Origin of the sequence: Bacillus sp. N13C7, assembly GCF_026790065.1 — a bacterium.
Classification (GTDB): Bacteria; Bacillota; Bacilli; order Bacillales; family Bacillaceae; genus Bacillus.
Genome location: NZ_JALAMO010000022.1, coordinates 1 through 15,632 on the forward strand (window position 1 = coordinate 1; position 15,632 = coordinate 15,632).

16 protein-coding genes, 1 tRNA gene, 1 rRNA gene, 1 other RNA gene and 1 other annotated feature are annotated in these 15,632 nt (G+C 42.1%); of the genes, 14 read left to right on the forward strand and 5 right to left on the reverse strand.

Translation table 11 applies throughout. The annotated features are described in order from the left end of the window. The first annotated feature begins 28 nt into the window (after positions 1–28). Positions 29–144, forward strand: a 5S ribosomal RNA gene (rrf, locus tag MOB98_RS19050). A 39-nt stretch (positions 145–183) separates the two neighbouring features. Here the strand turns inward: rrf and MOB98_RS19055 are convergent. Further along, positions 184–1,131 (reverse strand): YaaC family protein, encoded by a 948-nt coding sequence (locus tag MOB98_RS19055; RefSeq protein WP_268362855.1) that lies wholly within the window; start codon positions 1,129–1,131, stop codon positions 184–186. Between the two features lie 120 nt (positions 1,132–1,251). On the opposite strand from MOB98_RS19055, the gene guaB reads away from it, so the two are divergent. From guaB to MOB98_RS19085, 6 genes are all read left to right on the forward strand, one after another. Further along, complete coding sequence (gene guaB / locus MOB98_RS19060) at positions 1,252–2,718, forward strand: IMP dehydrogenase (RefSeq protein ID WP_268362856.1); 1,467 nt, start codon at positions 1,252–1,254, stop codon at positions 2,716–2,718. Positions 2,719–2,870: 152 nt separating this feature from the next. After that, complete coding sequence (gene dacA / locus MOB98_RS19065) at positions 2,871–4,202, forward strand: D-alanyl-D-alanine carboxypeptidase (RefSeq protein ID WP_268362858.1); 1,332 nt, start codon at positions 2,871–2,873, stop codon at positions 4,200–4,202. Positions 4,203–4,398: 196 nt separating this feature from the next. Beyond that, complete coding sequence (pdxS, locus tag MOB98_RS19070; protein ID WP_268362861.1) at positions 4,399–5,283, forward strand: pyridoxal 5'-phosphate synthase lyase subunit PdxS; 885 nt, start codon at positions 4,399–4,401, stop codon at positions 5,281–5,283. A gap of 21 nt (positions 5,284–5,304) precedes the next feature. Further along, the gene (gene pdxT / locus MOB98_RS19075) at positions 5,305–5,895 is read left to right on the forward strand and encodes a pyridoxal 5'-phosphate synthase glutaminase subunit PdxT (RefSeq protein ID WP_268362863.1); all 591 of its coding nucleotides are present in this window, start codon (positions 5,305–5,307) and stop codon (positions 5,893–5,895) included. 52 nt (positions 5,896–5,947) lie between these two features. Further along, positions 5,948–6,160: a binding site (T-box leader), on the forward strand. 54 nt (positions 6,161–6,214) lie between these two features. Next, the gene (gene serS / locus MOB98_RS19080) at positions 6,215–7,492 is read left to right on the forward strand and encodes a serine--tRNA ligase (protein WP_268362864.1); all 1,278 of its coding nucleotides are present in this window, start codon (positions 6,215–6,217) and stop codon (positions 7,490–7,492) included. A 134-nt stretch (positions 7,493–7,626) separates the two neighbouring features. Further along, positions 7,627–7,719 (forward strand) — tRNA-Ser (locus tag MOB98_RS19085). A 111-nt stretch (positions 7,720–7,830) separates the two neighbouring features. On the opposite strand, the gene dck is transcribed toward MOB98_RS19085, so the two are convergent. From dck to MOB98_RS19105, 4 genes are all read right to left on the reverse strand, one after another. Next, positions 7,831–8,484 (reverse strand): deoxyadenosine/deoxycytidine kinase, encoded by a 654-nt coding sequence (gene dck / locus MOB98_RS19090; RefSeq protein WP_268362865.1) that lies wholly within the window; start codon positions 8,482–8,484, stop codon positions 7,831–7,833. Then, the gene (dgk, locus tag MOB98_RS19095) at positions 8,481–9,104 is read right to left on the reverse strand and encodes a deoxyguanosine kinase (RefSeq protein ID WP_268362866.1); all 624 of its coding nucleotides are present in this window, start codon (positions 9,102–9,104) and stop codon (positions 8,481–8,483) included. The genes dck and dgk overlap by 4 nt, the downstream gene beginning before the upstream one ends. A 98-nt stretch (positions 9,105–9,202) precedes the next feature. Continuing rightward, complete coding sequence (locus MOB98_RS19100; RefSeq protein ID WP_268362868.1) at positions 9,203–10,486, reverse strand: glycoside hydrolase family 18 protein; 1,284 nt, start codon at positions 10,484–10,486, stop codon at positions 9,203–9,205. A gap of 69 nt (positions 10,487–10,555) precedes the next feature. Beyond that, complete coding sequence (locus MOB98_RS19105) at positions 10,556–11,101, reverse strand: isochorismatase family cysteine hydrolase (protein ID WP_268362869.1); 546 nt, start codon at positions 11,099–11,101, stop codon at positions 10,556–10,558. Positions 11,102–11,186: 85 nt separating this feature from the next. Between MOB98_RS19105 and tadA the strand changes: the two genes are divergently transcribed. The 7 genes from tadA to bofA all read left to right on the forward strand — a co-directional run bounded on the left by tadA (position 11,187) and on the right by bofA (position 15,368). Continuing rightward, positions 11,187–11,672, forward strand: coding sequence for a tRNA adenosine(34) deaminase TadA (tadA, locus tag MOB98_RS19110; protein ID WP_268362871.1), 486 nt, complete (start codon positions 11,187–11,189; stop codon positions 11,670–11,672). 82 nt (positions 11,673–11,754) lie between these two features. After that, an RNA gene (gene ffs / locus MOB98_RS19115) (signal recognition particle sRNA large type) lies at positions 11,755–12,019 on the forward strand. A 128-nt stretch (positions 12,020–12,147) separates the two neighbouring features. Next, positions 12,148–13,839, forward strand: coding sequence for a DNA polymerase III subunit gamma/tau (gene dnaX, locus MOB98_RS19120; protein ID WP_268362873.1), 1,692 nt, complete (start codon positions 12,148–12,150; stop codon positions 13,837–13,839). A gap of 22 nt (positions 13,840–13,861) precedes the next feature. After that, positions 13,862–14,185, forward strand: coding sequence for a YbaB/EbfC family nucleoid-associated protein (locus MOB98_RS19125; protein WP_268362874.1), 324 nt, complete (start codon positions 13,862–13,864; stop codon positions 14,183–14,185). Between the two features lie 14 nt (positions 14,186–14,199). Beyond that, complete coding sequence (recR, locus tag MOB98_RS19130; protein ID WP_268362876.1) at positions 14,200–14,796, forward strand: recombination protein RecR; 597 nt, start codon at positions 14,200–14,202, stop codon at positions 14,794–14,796. A 17-nt stretch (positions 14,797–14,813) separates the two neighbouring features. After that, positions 14,814–15,038, forward strand: coding sequence for a YaaL family protein (locus MOB98_RS19135; RefSeq protein WP_268362878.1), 225 nt, complete (start codon positions 14,814–14,816; stop codon positions 15,036–15,038). Between the two features lie 66 nt (positions 15,039–15,104). After that, the gene (gene bofA, locus MOB98_RS19140; RefSeq protein WP_268362879.1) at positions 15,105–15,368 is read left to right on the forward strand and encodes a sigma-K factor-processing regulator BofA; all 264 of its coding nucleotides are present in this window, start codon (positions 15,105–15,107) and stop codon (positions 15,366–15,368) included. Positions 15,369–15,632 lie beyond the last annotated feature (264 nt).

Sequence of the window (15,632 nt, forward strand, 5' to 3'; positions counted from 1 at the left end):
CTAGTTTTGAGAGAACACTCTCAATTTGTTTGGTGGCGATAGCGAAGAGGTCACACCCGTTCCCATACCGAACACGGAAGTTAAGCTCTTCAGCGCCGATGGTAGTCGGGGGTTTCCCCCTGTGAGAGTAGGACGCCGCCAAGCAAGGGTAAACCCAGCTCATTGAGCTGGGTTTTTTGTTTGTCAAAATTCAAGAAGAAATTGTAAAGCATATTTCGGGAATTTGTTTTCAGTCACTAATAAAAACTGCTGTATGAGCACGTAATCATCGCTTATATGCTGCGTTAACAACTCATACCACCATTCCGTCTCATATCTCGCGATCATCCCTATGTTGTACAAAATTAGATAATGCACTGTCATTTCAGGAAGTCTTAGAAATTGTTCCCTTTGTGAAGGAATATAATATTGGTTCTTTCCCATATCATACAACAGGCTGATTGATGTCCATGGCTTCATGTCTTTCGGTGAAAGATCAAACAATAGCTCGTGTTCATTTTTCTTTACAAAAGACCATTGAAAATGGTGAGACATATATTCGGCAAATCTTGAATCAGACATTTTATAATTGATTACCACATCCTCTGGCACAGAAATCCTATCCCTTTCCTTCTTAACTTTTGTCATAAAACGTTCTTTCTGCTGAAAATAAAAAGTATTACTCAGTTCTGGAATAGCCATTAATAATTTTTTCATGGTGTACCGTTCATCTACTATGTCGGATTGTCCGAATAAGTGTTTCATGAAATGGATGCACAGGCCGTTCCGTTGTATTTTTACTTCGTCATCGCTAAAACAATAATTCTGTTTCTTTCGCTTTCTTGTTGTTACCCCATGTGCCAGTACCGATGTATGGCTTGGATAATGAGGATCACGTGTAATGAGACATGCTTTAATAAGCTGTGCCATTCCGTAAAATAATAGAATCGGCTTGATCTCCAAGGGGGAATATGAGGCTTGTTTATAAAACGATTCGGCATGCTTTAAGAAGTAAATAAACCGTTCACTGTTTTTAAAAGAGTTTTTTTTCGCTTCGTCGATGCCGTTTAACGTATAAACCTTTTCTAGAAATTTCTGGGTTGATTCAACGGAGTAAAACAGCGCTAAGTCTTTCCACTCATGATATGTCATATGTATTTCTTAATCCTTTCCGTTATCTAAATATTTCAACTCTTTCCCGCTTCCTTGACATGCTCTTGGCTAGTTGATAATCTACATATAATATTTTGCCGAAAAGAGGGGGATTTACTAATGTGGGAAAGTAAATTTTCAAAAGAAGGCTTAACGTTCGACGATGTGCTGCTTGTACCAGCAAAGTCAGAGGTACTTCCGCGTGACGTGGATTTATCTGTAGAACTTACAAAAACGTTAAAGCTGAATATTCCTGTCATCAGCGCAGGTATGGACACTGTAACAGAATCAGCAATGGCGATTGCAATGGCTAGACAGGGCGGCTTGGGCATCATTCATAAAAATATGTCCATTGAACAGCAGGCTGAACAAGTTGATAAAGTAAAGCGTTCTGAGCGCGGCGTTATCACAAATCCCTTCTTTTTAACTCCTGATCACCAAGTATTTGATGCGGAGCATTTGATGGGGAAATACAGAATTTCCGGTGTTCCGATTGTAAATAACGAAGAAGACCAAAAGCTTGTCGGGATTATTACAAACCGTGATCTTCGATTTATTTCTGACTACTCAATGAAAATCAGCGATGTCATGACGAAAGAAGAGCTTGTTACTGCACCTGTGGGAACGACTCTGGATGAAGCTGAAAAGATTTTGCAGAAACATAAAATTGAAAAGCTTCCACTCGTTGATGACCAGAATAAATTAAAAGGTCTTATCACAATTAAGGACATTGAAAAAGTCATTGAGTTCCCGAACTCATCTAAAGACATCCACGGCCGTCTGATCGTTGGTGCGGCAGTTGGTGTCACTGGCGATACTATGACTCGCGTCAAAAAGCTTGTTGAAGCCAATGTCGATGTGATTGTTATTGATACAGCTCACGGACATTCTCAAGGTGTTTTAAATACAGTCACAAAAATCCGTGAAACGTATCCTGAATTAAACATTATTGCTGGAAATGTGGCAACAGCTGAAGCAACAAGAGCGCTCATCGAAGCAGGTGCAGATGTTGTCAAAGTCGGGATCGGACCTGGTTCCATTTGTACTACACGTGTTGTAGCTGGTGTCGGTGTTCCGCAAATTACAGCAATTTATGATTGTGCGACTGAAGCAAGAAAACATGGCAAAACAATCATCGCAGACGGCGGAATTAAATTCTCTGGCGATATCACTAAAGCACTGGCAGCCGGCGGACATGCTGTAATGCTCGGAAGCTTGCTTGCAGGTACCTCTGAAAGCCCTGGTGAAACTGAAATCTACCAAGGCAGAAGATTTAAAGTATACCGCGGCATGGGCTCAGTTGCTGCAATGGAAAAAGGAAGTAAAGATCGTTACTTCCAAGAGGAAAACAAAAAATTCGTTCCTGAAGGAATTGAAGGACGCACGCCTTACAAAGGACCAGTTGAAGAAACTGTTTATCAGCTAGTCGGCGGTCTCCGTTCCGGTATGGGGTATTGCGGGTCCAAAGATCTACGTGCTTTAAGAGAAGAAGCTCAGTTCATTCGCATGACTGGCGCAGGACTTCGCGAAAGCCATCCGCATGACGTACAGATTACAAAAGAATCTCCGAACTATACAATTTCATAATAAATTGTTACAAATTAAAAACATTTGACAGGGTCTCTGACTCTGTCTATTTTTTTTATACTGATTATGATAAAATTTATACTGTTGTGCATTGAAAATGTCCTTAACGGATTAATTATAGATGAAGAAAATGAAATACGGAGGTCGTACGATTGAACATCAAGAAATGTAAACAGCTATTGATGTCATTGGTTGTGTTAACACTAGCGGTCACTTGTCTGGCTCCAATGTCAAAAGCAAAAGCAGCTAGTGATCCAATTGATATCAATGCATCAGCTGCTATTATGATCGAAGCTTCTTCAGGTAAAATTCTTTACAGTAAAAATGCAGATCAGAGACTGCCAATTGCCAGCATGACAAAAATGATGACAGAGTATCTGTTATTAGAAGCAATTGATGAAGGTAAAGTGAAATGGGACCAAACCTATACGCCTGATGATTATGTGTATGAAATTTCCCAAGATAACAGCTTATCAAACGTTCCTCTTCGGAAAGACGGGAAATATACAGTAAAAGAACTATATCAAGCTACAGCAATTTATTCTGCCAATGCCGCGGCTATCGCGATTGCAGAAGTTGTTGCGGGCAGTGAAACTAAGTTTGTTCAAAAAATGAATGCAAAAGCGAAAGAACTAGGCTTAACAGATTACAAATTTGTTAACGCAACAGGTCTTGAAAACAAAGATCTTCACGGGCATCAGCCTGAAGGGACAAGCGTAAATGAAGAAAGTGAAGTTTCTGCCAAGGATATGGCGATTCTTGCGGATCACTTGATTACTGACTACCCTGAGATTCTGGAGACTTCCAGCATCGCAAAAACGAAGTTCAGAGAAGGCACCGACGATGAAATGGACATGCCAAACTGGAACTTCATGCTAAAAGGACTCGTCAGCGAGTATAAAAAGGCAACTGTAGACGGACTGAAAACAGGTTCTACTGATTCAGCGGGTTCATGCTTCACAGGAACAGCTGAACGCAATGGTATGCGTGTTATTACTGTAGTATTAAACGCAAAGGGCAACCTACATACTGGCCGTTTCGATGAAACGAAAAAAATGCTCGATTATGCATTCGACAATTTCTCCATGAAAGAAATTTATGCTGAAGGCGCTCAAGTGAAAGGCCATAAAACAATTTCAGTTGATAAGGGTAAAGAGAAAGAAGTAGGCATTGTGACGAACAAGGCGTTCTCTCTACCTGTCAAAAATGGTGAAGAAAAGAATTATAAAGCGAAGGTCACTCTGAATAAAGACAACCTGACTGCTCCTGTTAAAAAAGGAACGAAGGTCGGGAAACTGACTGCAGAATATACAGGCGATGAAAAGGATTACGGATTTCTTAACAGCAATCTGTCTGGTGTAGATCTGGTTACAAAAGAAAATGTAGAAAAAGCAAACTGGTTTGTTCTGACAATGCGCAGTATCGGCGGATTTTTCGCCGGTATTTGGGGAAGCATTGTTGATACGGTAACCGGCTGGTTTTAATCAAATGAAAGAGCTCTGATGGATATTAGGGCTCTTTCGCTTAATATACTGAAAAAACCCAATTTTTAATAAAAAATGATTTTCAAAGCGCTAAAAACCGAATAAAATGATATATATCCATATGAATTATTGGATTTCTAGGATACAATAAGGATTAGAAATCATATAACTATACCTTGATTAGGGGGACCAAGAAATGGCTCAAACAGGTACTGAACGTGTAAAACGCGGAATGGCAGAAATGCAAAAAGGCGGCGTCATCATGGACGTCATCAATGCGGAACAAGCGAAAATTGCTGAAGAGGCTGGAGCTGTCGCTGTAATGGCGCTAGAACGTGTGCCAGCTGATATTCGCGCAGCTGGAGGAGTTGCCCGTATGGCTGACCCTACAATCGTGGAAGAAGTAATGAATGCAGTATCTATCCCGGTAATGGCAAAAGCGCGTATCGGACATATTGTCGAAGCGCGTGTGCTTGAAGCGATGGGTGTTGACTATATCGATGAAAGTGAAGTTCTGACTCCGGCTGACGAAGAATTTCATTTAAATAAAAATGAATACACAGTTCCTTTCGTCTGCGGCTGCCGTGATCTCGGTGAAGCAACACGCCGTATTGCTGAAGGTGCTTCTATGCTTCGCACGAAAGGTGAGCCTGGAACAGGTAACATCGTTGAAGCTGTTCGCCATATGCGCAAAGTAAACGCTCAAGTACGCAAAGTCGTTGCGATGAGTAATGATGAACTCATGACAGAAGCGAAAAACCTAGGTGCTCCTTACGAGCTTCTTTTGCAAATTAAAAAAGACGGTAAGCTTCCTGTCGTTAACTTTGCTGCTGGCGGCGTAGCCACTCCTGCTGATGCTGCTCTCATGATGCAGCTTGGTGCAGACGGAGTATTTGTTGGTTCCGGTATTTTTAAATCGGACAACCCTGCTAAATTTGCGAAAGCAATTGTGGAAGCAACAACTCACTACACGGATTACAAATTGATCGCTGAGCTTTCTAAAGAGCTTGGTACTGCAATGAAAGGAATTGAAATTTCAAACTTACTTCCAGAACAGCGTATGCAAGAACGCGGCTGGTAAGAATATAGGAGCGCTGCTGACATGTTAACAATAGGAGTACTAGGACTTCAAGGAGCAGTAAGAGAGCATATCCATGCAATTGAAGCATGCGGCGCAGCTGGTCTTGTCGTTAAACGTCCGGAGCAGCTGAACGAAATTGACGGACTGATTTTACCCGGCGGAGAGAGCACGACGATGCGCCGTTTGATTGATACGTATCAATTCATGGAGCCGCTTCGTGAATTCGCTGCTCAGGGCAAACCGATGTTTGGAACATGCGCCGGATTAATTATATTAGCAAAAGAAATTGCTGGTTCAGATAATCCTCATTTAGGTCTTCTGAATGTGGTTGTGGAACGCAATTCATTTGGCCGGCAGGTTGACAGCTTTGAAGCTGATTTAAATATCAAAGGTTTGGACGAGCCTTTTACAGGGGTATTCATCCGTGCGCCGCATATTTTAGAAGCCGGTGATGATGTTGAAGTGCTTTCGGAGCATAATGGTCGTATTGTAGCCGCTAAACAGGGTCAGTTGTTAGGCTGCTCGTTCCATCCGGAGCTGACAGAGGATCACCGAGTGACACAGCTGTTTGTTCAAATGGTTGAGGAATACAAGAAGAAAGCACTTGTATAAAACAGTTGAAAGCTGTGGAAACTTATAGTACATTATAAGCACAAATAAAGATCGAAAAGCGTTGATAGGAACTAGTAGGAAGCCTCTCTTTCTAAGAGAGCCGATGGTTGGTGCGAATCGGTGAAAGAAGCTGTCTGAATCCATCCTTGAGCGAAATGCTGAAATAAGTAGGCATTTACGGGATAACCGTTATGTGTGAAAGTGGAAAACAAGTCTTCAGCTTGTTTTCAATCAGGGTGGCAACGCGAGAGCTCTCGTCCCTTTATGGGGATGAGGGCTCTTTTTATTTTCGACAATTCAATAAAAAGGAGTGTTTCGCATGCTTGATACGAAAATGCTTAGAGCAAATTTTCAAGAAATTAAAGCAAAGCTTGTACACAAAGGCGAAGACTTAACTGATTTTGATAAGTTTGAGGCGCTGGACGATAGACGAAGAGAGCTTATCGGCAAAGTTGAAGAGTTAAAAGGAAAACGGAATGAAGTATCTCAGCAGGTGGCTGTGCTAAAACGCGAGAAAAAAGATGCGGATCACATCATTAAAGAAATGCGTGAGGTCGGCGAGGAAATTAAAAAACTTGATGAAGAATTAAGAACAGTGGAAGCGGAGCTTGATACCATTCTCCTTTCCATTCCAAACATTCCGCATGAGTCTGTCCCTGTCGGTGAGACAGAAGACGACAACGTTGAAGTGCGTAAATGGGGTGAAAAGCCTGCATTTGCTTACGAGCCGAAGCCACACTGGGATATTGCAGATGAGTTGGGGATTCTTGATTTTGAACGTGCTGCAAAAGTAACAGGGAGCCGTTTTGTGTTCTATAAAGGCTTAGGTGCTCGTCTAGAGCGTGCGCTTTATAACTTTATGCTTGATCTGCATGTAGATGAGTATAACTACACTGAAGTGATCCCGCCTTATATGGTAAACCGCGCCAGCATGACGGGAACTGGTCAGCTTCCTAAATTTGAAGAGGATGCGTTTAAAATCAGAGAAGAAGATTACTTCTTAATACCGACTGCGGAAGTACCGATTACAAACATGCACCGCGATGAAATCCTTTCAGGTGACAGCCTGCCGATTAACTATGCGGCATTCAGTGCCTGCTTCCGTTCTGAAGCGGGTTCAGCGGGGCGTGATACACGCGGATTAATCCGTCAGCACCAATTCAATAAAGTTGAGCTTGTGAAGTTTGTGAAGCCTGAAGATTCTTATGAAGAATTAGAAAAGCTCACAAACCAAGCAGAACGAGTTCTTCAGCTGCTTGAGCTTCCATACCGTGTCATGAGCATGTGTACGGGTGATCTAGGTTTTACGGCTGCGAAAAAATACGATATCGAAGTTTGGATTCCAAGCCAAGACACATATCGTGAAATCTCTTCTTGCAGCAACTTCGAAGCGTTCCAGGCAAGACGTGCGAACATTCGTTTCAGACGTGAGGCGAAAGGCAAGCCTGAGCATGTTCACACACTAAATGGTTCAGGTCTGGCGGTTGGAAGAACAGTTGCTGCTATCTTAGAAAATTATCAGCAAGAAGACGGAAGTGTTGTAATTCCAAAAGTTCTTCGCCCTTATATGGGAAATAAAGAAGTAATGAAACCATAAAATTGTAAAAAGGCGTGCCTGGTAAGGTGCGTCTTTTTGCCTGTTTAAACACGACTTTTTATAAAAACAAAAAAAGTTTATAAAAATGCTTGACCACAAAAGAACATTCATGATATAGTAAGTCTTGTCGATACGGAGGAATACCCAAGTCCGGCTGAAGGGATCGGTCTTGAAAACCGACAGGGGTGTCAAAGCCCGCGGGGGTTCGAATCCCTCTTCCTCCGCCATATTGATTTTAATTCTAATGAAACACAAGCATATATTGGAGATTGTTTTGTCCGTTGCATTCGGTGCAACGGATTTTTTATTATAGAAAAAAAGTGAATCTCAGTTGAGATTCACTTTTTTTGATTTTCATGAATAACTGAAGCGATTTGATCTACAATGTTCTCAATTGAGCTTTCGTCGTTCAGCAGATCATAATCCTCAATGCGAAGCTTTAGTACGGGGCAGGCGTTAAAACCGCTTATCCAGTTTTCATAGCGTGTATGCATTTCTTCCCAGTAAGAGCGGCTTGTCTGAAGCTCCATTTCACGTCCGCGTTCCTCAATCCGGTTTAAAATGTTCTCCAGATCTCCTTCTAGGTAGATCAATACATCTGGGTGTGGGAAATACGGTGTCATCACCATTGCTTCGAAAAGGCTTGTGTAGGTTTTATAATCAACCTTTGACATTGTCCCTTTGTCCGCGTGCATTTTTGCAAAAATTCCTGTGTCTTCATAAATCGAACGATCCTGCACAAAGCCTCCGCCGGCTTCAAAAATCGTTTTCTGTTCTTTGAATCGTTCAGCCAAGAAATAGATTTGCAGGTGGAAGCTCCAGCGTTCAAAATCATGATAGAACTTTTCTAAGTATGGATTATGATCGACTTCCTCCAGAGAGGTTTTAAATCCAAGCCGTTTAGCCAATGCTTTTGTTAAAGTCGATTTTCCGACACCTACTGTACCTGCTACTGTGATAATTGAATTCTTAGGGATAGGATGTTCCTTCATATGATAAGCTCCTTTACATGGGCGGCAATGCGTTCAAAGTCGCTCTTATTCAAAACGAAATCTTTTGAATCACCATCTATAGTTAACACGGTAAGTTCAGGATCTGCTTCCTGCAGCTGTCTGATGGCGACTTCATAATCTGCGATCAGCTGCTCCAAATAGGTTGTTTCAATTTTTTTCTCAAAAGGGCGCCCGCGTTTTTCAATACGGTGCAACAGAGTGGACAGACTGGCCTTTATGTAAATGATGACATTCGGCTTTGGCAGATCATCCGTTAGCAGGTGATAAATCTTTTTATATTTTTCCAGCTGATGTTGAGACAGGGTACGTTCCGCGAAAATCACATTTTTATAAATGTGATAATCAGCTATTACAGGCTGTCCCTTTTCTAAAAAGTGATCACTGGTGTCTTCAAGCTGTTTGTATCTGTGACAAAGAAAAAACATCTCAAGCTGGAAGCTCCATTCCTCTATATTGTCATAAAACTTATCGAGGTACGGGTTGTCCTCAACAATCTCATTGATCATAGGGAATCCAAGCTCTTCTGAAAGCATCGTCGCGAGGGTTGTTTTTCCTGCCCCGATAGGACCTTCTATTGCAATAAAAGGGGCTGTTTTCATCGGAATCCTCCTTATTTCTGAAAAACGTTCGTCAGTTACCGACCTTCATATTGTATCACAACCCTTGGGCGCCCCCATGAAAAAAAGACGTTTCCAAATTATCGAAACGTCTTTTTGACAATATTAAATTGATCAGACAGAAGCAGCCAGTTTTGCGGGAAGGATAGACCCAGCTTCCAATAGCTGATGCCTCTTAAATTCAGCTCTTTAATCAAATTGAATTTTGCTTGGATCGAGCGGGCGTCCTCGAACCATACCTCGTGTCTTCTGTTTTCTGCATCAGTATAGCGGAAGAAAGGGGCTTGAGCGGTTTGGTCATACTGAATTTCTGCATTGTTTTGATCGGCAATGACAAGGGCTTGCTGAGGGCTTATTGCTCTTGCCGGAGTTCCGCCAGCTGTAAATGGCAGCGTCCAGTCATACCCATATAAATTCTGGCCCATGACAATTTTATTCGCAGGCATTTCTGTCAAAGCATATTCGATGACATCCCGAACAGGACCAATTGGAGAAACAGCTTGAGGAGGTCCGCCGCTGTAGCCCCATTCATAAGTCATGAGAACAACGAAGTCGACAATTTGACCGTGTGCCCTGTAATCATGAGCTTCGTACCATCTGCCCTGCTGTGTTGCGCTTGTTTTTGGTGCGAGCGCTGTAGAAATTTCTAAGCCTTCTCGATGGAAAAGATCCCTTGCTTCACGGAGAAATTGATTATAGGCTTCTCTATCCTGAGGCCGTAAATATTCAAAGTCAAAATGAATATCATAGAAACCATATCTTCTGGCATTCTCAACTATTTCATTTAAAAGTCTTCGTTTCACAGCATCGTCATTCAAAATAATCCGGCCGAGTTCATCGCTGAATGCCTGGTTTTCTAGGTTCGTTATAATCATCATCAAAGCCGTGTTTTGATTTTCTGCAATGCTTCTTAAATTCGTTAAAGGCGGTGCGACTAAAGTTCCGTCACGCTGTGCTTGGAAACTGAATGCGCCTAGATACGTTAAGTAGGGCGACGCTTCTCTCGCCGCCTGCTGGAGATTTTCGCTGACTTGATTTCCGCGGGGCTCCAAATAAGCATTTGATTCGATATCGCGTTTAGGAACGGGAGGAATGTATAAACGGAAACCAATCTGCAGCACGGTATTTAACTGGATACGATTAACCCTGGCAAGCTCGGCTGCCGTTGTATTGAATTGTTGTGCGATGGATGTCAGGGTATCGCCTCGTTGAACATCATAAAACTGGCCAGCTATTGGAATGACAATGGTTTGTCCGACAACAAGGCTGTCGGGATTCGGTATTTCATTCGTTTCTGTGATCTCAGTTACGGTTGTTCTGTATTGTGAAGCGATAGCAGAAAGAGTGTCGCCTTGTTTCACCACATAAATTTGAATGAAAAACGCCTCCTTTCATATCGCTATCAATGTATGAAAGAAAAGCGCCGATCATGTTTATTTTTCTGTAATTTGTTCTTCCGTTGTAATTTCTGCGAAAAGAACATTCTCCATCATAGTCAAGGCAAATTCGTTATCTTCGTCGCGATTTGAGGCGATGCAATCCTTAGGAATCGTAATGCTGTATTCTCTCATGTAAGCGTCATTAGCGGTAAACAGCACACATATATTACCGGCTATGCCTGTTAAAATAATGTGCTTTACCTGCAATTCCGTAAGGAGAGTGTGGAGTGCTGTCTCGTAAAAAGCAGAATGTTTCGGTTTGATTAAAAAATAATCAGCATCTTCAGGCGCTATCTGTCTGATGATATCCTTGCTTTTTTCATTTGTGCATTCTTGCTGGATATTTTTAATATCAGCTTGCCAAAGTCCGTAATGATCATTAATGTAAATAATCGGCCAGTCATTTTGTCTCGCATGCTCCTTTAATGATAAAATGTGAGGAACAATTTTTTCTGTTTTTTTAGCGAGGCTTTCTCCCATATCAAATTCAAAATTATTGATCATGTCTACAATGAGAAGGGCTGTGTCTGTTTTAGGCAATCGACAGTCTCCTTTCCGTTTCAGTTATAGTTAATATGTAGCCTTTTTAGGCAATGAAAAAACTTTGAAAAGAGAGCTTATCCTTATGACACAAGATGAACTTTATATGAAAGAAGCAATTAAAGAAGCAAAAAAAGCCGAAGAGAAAGGTGAAGTGCCAATCGGTGCCGTGCTTGTCGTCAATGATGAAATCATAGCGTGTGCGCATAATTTAAGAGAGACGGAGCAGCGGTCTATCGCCCATGCAGAAATGCTTGTGATTGATGAAGCGTGTAAGGCGCTGGGAACGTGGAGGCTGGAAGGTGCGACTCTTTATGTGACGCTTGAACCTTGTCCGATGTGCGCTGGTGCCGTCGTGCTTTCACGCGTGGAAAAAGTGGTTTTTGGCGCATTTGATCCAAAAGGAGGCTGTTCAGGCACGCTCATGAACCTTCTTCAGGAGGAGCGCTTTAATCATCAGGCTGAAGTGGTGAGCGGTGTGCTTGAAGAAGAATGCGGCGGAATGCTCAGTGCGTTTTTCAGAAGCCTGAGAAAAAAGAAGAAAGCTGCCAGGAAAAACTTGTCTGAATAGTACGGTTGCAATTTTTAGGGGAAACAGCTATACTTGAGTGTGCATCGTAATAGATGCGACATAAAATTTGATATTTATTTTGCCGTGCTAAGCGGGGAGGTAGCGGTGCCCTGTACCTGCAATCCGCTCTAGCGGGGCCGAATCCCTTCTCGAGGTTCGTTTACTTTAAGGTCTGCCTTAAGCAAGTGGTGTTGACGTTTGGGTCCTGCGCAATGGGAATTCATGAACCATGTCAGGTCCGGAAGGAAGCAGCATTAAGTGAAACCTCTCATGTGCCGCAGGGTTGCCTGGGCTGAGCTAACTGCTTAAGTAACGCTTAGGGTAGCGAATCGACAGAAGGTGCACGGTAAATCAATCATCAAATTTTCAGACTCACCTAATATTAGGTGAGTTTTTTGTTATGTAAAAGAGCTTTTGGAATCGAAACAAGGTTCATGTATAATGGGAATGATGAATAACGGAGGAGGGCAAACCCGTGAGTTACCAAGCTTTATATCGAGTATTCAGGCCTCAGCGCTTTGAAGATGTGGTTGGACAAGAACACATTACAAAAACGCTGCAAAATGCCCTTTTGCAAAAAAAGTTTTCTCACGCCTATCTGTTTTCCGGGCCAAGGGGTACGGGAAAAACCAGTGCAGCCAAAATATTTGCCAAGGCTGTCAACTGTGAACATGCTCCTGTTGATGAGCCATGTAATGAATGTGCGGCCTGTAAAGGGATAACAAACGGGTCAATATCTGATGTCATAGAAATTGATGCCGCTTCTAATAACGGTGTTGATGAGATCCGTGACATTCGCGATAAAGTGAAGTTTGCCCCATCGGCCGTCACATATAAGGTATATATCATAGACGAGGTACATATGCTTTCTATCGGTGCCTTTAATGCGTTGCTAAAAACATTAGAAGAGCCGCCTGAGCATTGTATTTTCATCTTAGCGACAACCGAACCGCACAAAATTCCTTTAACCATTATCTCCAGATGTCAGCGTTTTGATTTTAAACGCATTACATCCCATGCGATTGTCGGACGTATGAATAAAATTGTTGATGCTGAACAGCTGCAAGTGGAAGAAGGAGCGCTTGATATCATTGCGAGTGCTGCGGACGGAGGGATGAGGGATGCCCTCAGCCTTCTGGATCAGGCCGTATCATTCAGCGGCGATGCCCTGAAAGTTGAGGATGCGCTTTTGATTACGGGAGCTGTTTCTCAATTATATATAGGGAAGCTTGCACAATCCTTGCACGATAAAAACGTTTCTGACGCACTGGAAACATTAAATGAACTGCTTCAGCAAGGGAAAGATCCAGCTAAGCTGATAGAGGATATGATTTTCTATTTCAGGGATATGCTGCTGTATAAAACAGCCCCCGGCTTAGAAGGAGTGCTTGAAAAAGTAAAAGTTGATGAGACATTCCGGGAACTAAGCGAACAAATTCCGGCACAGGCACTATATGAAATGATCGATATTCTGAACAAAAGCCATCAGGAAATGAAATGGACAAATCATCCCCGTATCTTTTTTGAGGTGGCAGTGGTGAAGATTTGCCAAACATCTCATCAATCAGCTGCCGACCTGCCGGAAGTCGATATGCTGATGAAAAAAATCCAGCAGCTTGAGCAGGAAGTGGAGCGGCTCAAAACGACGGGTATTCAAGCAACGGCGGAAAGCCCGAAAAAAGAAACACCGCGTGCGCCAAAGGGCGGTAAATCCAATTACAAAGCGCCGGTAGGCAGAATTCACGAAATTTTGAAGGAAGCGACGAGACCAGATCTTGATCAGCTCAGAAACAGCTGGGGCAAGCTTCTTGCACATCTCAAACAGCAAAACAAAGTATCGCATGCCGCTTTGCTGAATGACAGTGAACCTGTGGCTGCCGCTTCTACGGCATTTGTTTTGAAATTCAAATATGAAATTCATTGTAAAATGGTCGCCGAGGATAACAATGGAGTCCGAACGAATCTTGAGCAGATTTTAGAATCAATGCTCGGAAAAAGAATGGATTTGATTGGCGTTCCAGAAGCACAATGGGGTAAAATAAGAGAAGAATTTTTAGTAGATCATCAGCAGGAAAATGAAGGATCAAATGAACCGGCTGAAGAAGACCCGCTTATTGCCGAGGCGAAAAAGCTTGTCGGAGCGGATTTAATTGAAATAAAAGACTAACAAAAGAAAGAGAGTGAATGTTATGCGTGGCGGAATGGGAAATATGCAAAAAATGATGAAACAAATGCAAAAAATGCAAAAGGACATGGCGAAGGCTCAAGAGGAGCTTGCAGAAAAGGTTGTTGAAGGAACTGCAGGCGGCGGAATGGTTACAGTAAAAGCAAACGGCCAAAAAGAAATCCTGGATGTCATCATCAAAGAAGACGTCGTTGATCCAGAAGATATCGAAATGCTTCAAGATTTAGTGCTTGCCGCTACGAATGAAGCTTTAAAAAAGGTTGACGAGATCACAAACGAAACAATGGGTCAATTTACAAAGGGAATGAACATGCCAGGTTTATTCTAGGGGGATAAAAGAACATGCAATATCCTGAACCAATATCAAAGCTGATTGACAGCTTTATGAAATTGCCAGGGATCGGACCGAAAACAGCGGTTCGTCTGGCTTTTTTTGTTCTAGGTATGAAAGAAGATGTGGTATTAGATTTTGCGAAAGCATTAGTAAATGCGAAACGCAACCTGACATATTGTTCAGTTTGCGGGCATATTACAGATCAAGACCCTTGCTATATATGTGAAGATACACGCAGGGATAAGTCTATTATCTGTGTTGTGCAAGACCCTAAGGATGTTATCGCTATGGAGAAAATGAAGGAATATAACGGACAGTATCACGTTCTCCACGGCGCCATTTCTCCAATGGACGGCATCGGACCGGAGGATATTAAAATACCAGAATTGTTAAAACGATTACAGGATGATCGAGTGACAGAAGTGATTCTCGCAACAAACCCTAATATAGAAGGGGAAGCAACGGCGATGTATATATCAAGGCTCCTGAAGCCGTCTGGTATTAAGCTCTCCCGTATTGCCCACGGACTGCCCGTCGGCGGTGATTTGGAATATGCGGATGAGGTCACTCTTTCTAAAGCACTTGAAGGAAGACGTGAATTGTAAGGAGGAAAAAACGATCCATGGGTTTTCTTCGCAAGAAAACATTGAGAAGAGAGTTTGATGAAAAACTAACCGAGCAGCTTTTTAAGCAAAAGGAAGAGTGGAACAGGCAGAAAAGGCTGGTTGAAAAAAGCTTAGAACCATCTGCTGAAGTGTTATACGAACTAAAAGTAGCTGAAGCGAAGTATTTTTTTTACTTGAGGGAAGCGAAGCAGAGAAATTTAAAAATCAGCGGGTGGAAGTAAGTGGTCTAAACTCCTGGATCTTCTCATAAGCTTGTACTAGAACAAGCAAAGGAGATGAGAAGATTCATGGAGCCTATTTTTATTATAGGGATTATTTTAGGACTGGTTATTCTTCTTTTTTTATCAGGTTCAGCTATAAAGCCTTTAAAGTGGATTGGCATCACAGCTGTTAAGTTTGTTGCGGGAGCTTTACTGCTGGTTTGTGTAAATATGTTTGGAGGCAGTCTTGGCATTCACGTGCCGATTAATCCTGTCACAACAGCGATCAGCGGAACTTTAGGAATACCCGGAATAGCTGCGTTAGTTGTCATTAAACAATTTATTATTTAATTGATTTTATCTATTGACTTTGAAAACCAAAGGTGTTATTCTAATATACGTCGCTGATGACGAACTGCTTTTTCAGAAAAGGAAATGTTAAAAAAGTTGTTGACAACAGCGGTCAGAAATGTTATGATTATAAAGTCGCCTAAAGAGCGGCAACAAAGTTCTTTGAAAACTAAACAAGACAAAACGTACCTGTTAATTCATTTTTTATAAATCGCACAGCGATGTGCGTAGTCAGTCAAACTACTTTATCGGAGAGTTTGATCC

Excerpts from the sequence above, each read along its gene's own strand:
- pdxT (WP_268362863.1), top strand. The coding sequence starts at position 5,305 with ATGTTAACAATAGGAGTACTAGGACTTCAAGGAGCAGTAAGAGAGCAT.
- MOB98_RS19135 (WP_268362878.1), top strand. The coding sequence starts at position 14,814 with ATGGGTTTTCTTCGCAAGAAAACATTGAGAAGAGAGTTTGATGAAAAA.
- MOB98_RS19125 (WP_268362874.1), top strand. The coding sequence starts at position 13,862 with ATGCGTGGCGGAATGGGAAATATGCAAAAAATGATGAAACAAATGCAA.
- MOB98_RS19055 (WP_268362855.1), bottom strand. The coding sequence starts at position 1,131 with ATGACATATCATGAGTGGAAAGACTTAGCGCTGTTTTACTCCGTTGAA.
- tadA (WP_268362871.1), top strand. The coding sequence starts at position 11,187 with ATGACACAAGATGAACTTTATATGAAAGAAGCAATTAAAGAAGCAAAA.
- guaB (WP_268362856.1), top strand. The coding sequence starts at position 1,252 with ATGTGGGAAAGTAAATTTTCAAAAGAAGGCTTAACGTTCGACGATGTG.
- recR (WP_268362876.1), top strand. The coding sequence starts at position 14,200 with ATGCAATATCCTGAACCAATATCAAAGCTGATTGACAGCTTTATGAAA.
- bofA (WP_268362879.1), top strand. The coding sequence starts at position 15,105 with ATGGAGCCTATTTTTATTATAGGGATTATTTTAGGACTGGTTATTCTT.
- dck (WP_268362865.1), bottom strand. The coding sequence starts at position 8,484 with ATGAAGGAACATCCTATCCCTAAGAATTCAATTATCACAGTAGCAGGT.
- pdxS (WP_268362861.1), top strand. The coding sequence starts at position 4,399 with ATGGCTCAAACAGGTACTGAACGTGTAAAACGCGGAATGGCAGAAATG.
- dgk (WP_268362866.1), bottom strand. The coding sequence starts at position 9,104 with ATGAAAACAGCCCCTTTTATTGCAATAGAAGGTCCTATCGGGGCAGGA.
- serS (WP_268362864.1), top strand. The coding sequence starts at position 6,215 with ATGCTTGATACGAAAATGCTTAGAGCAAATTTTCAAGAAATTAAAGCA.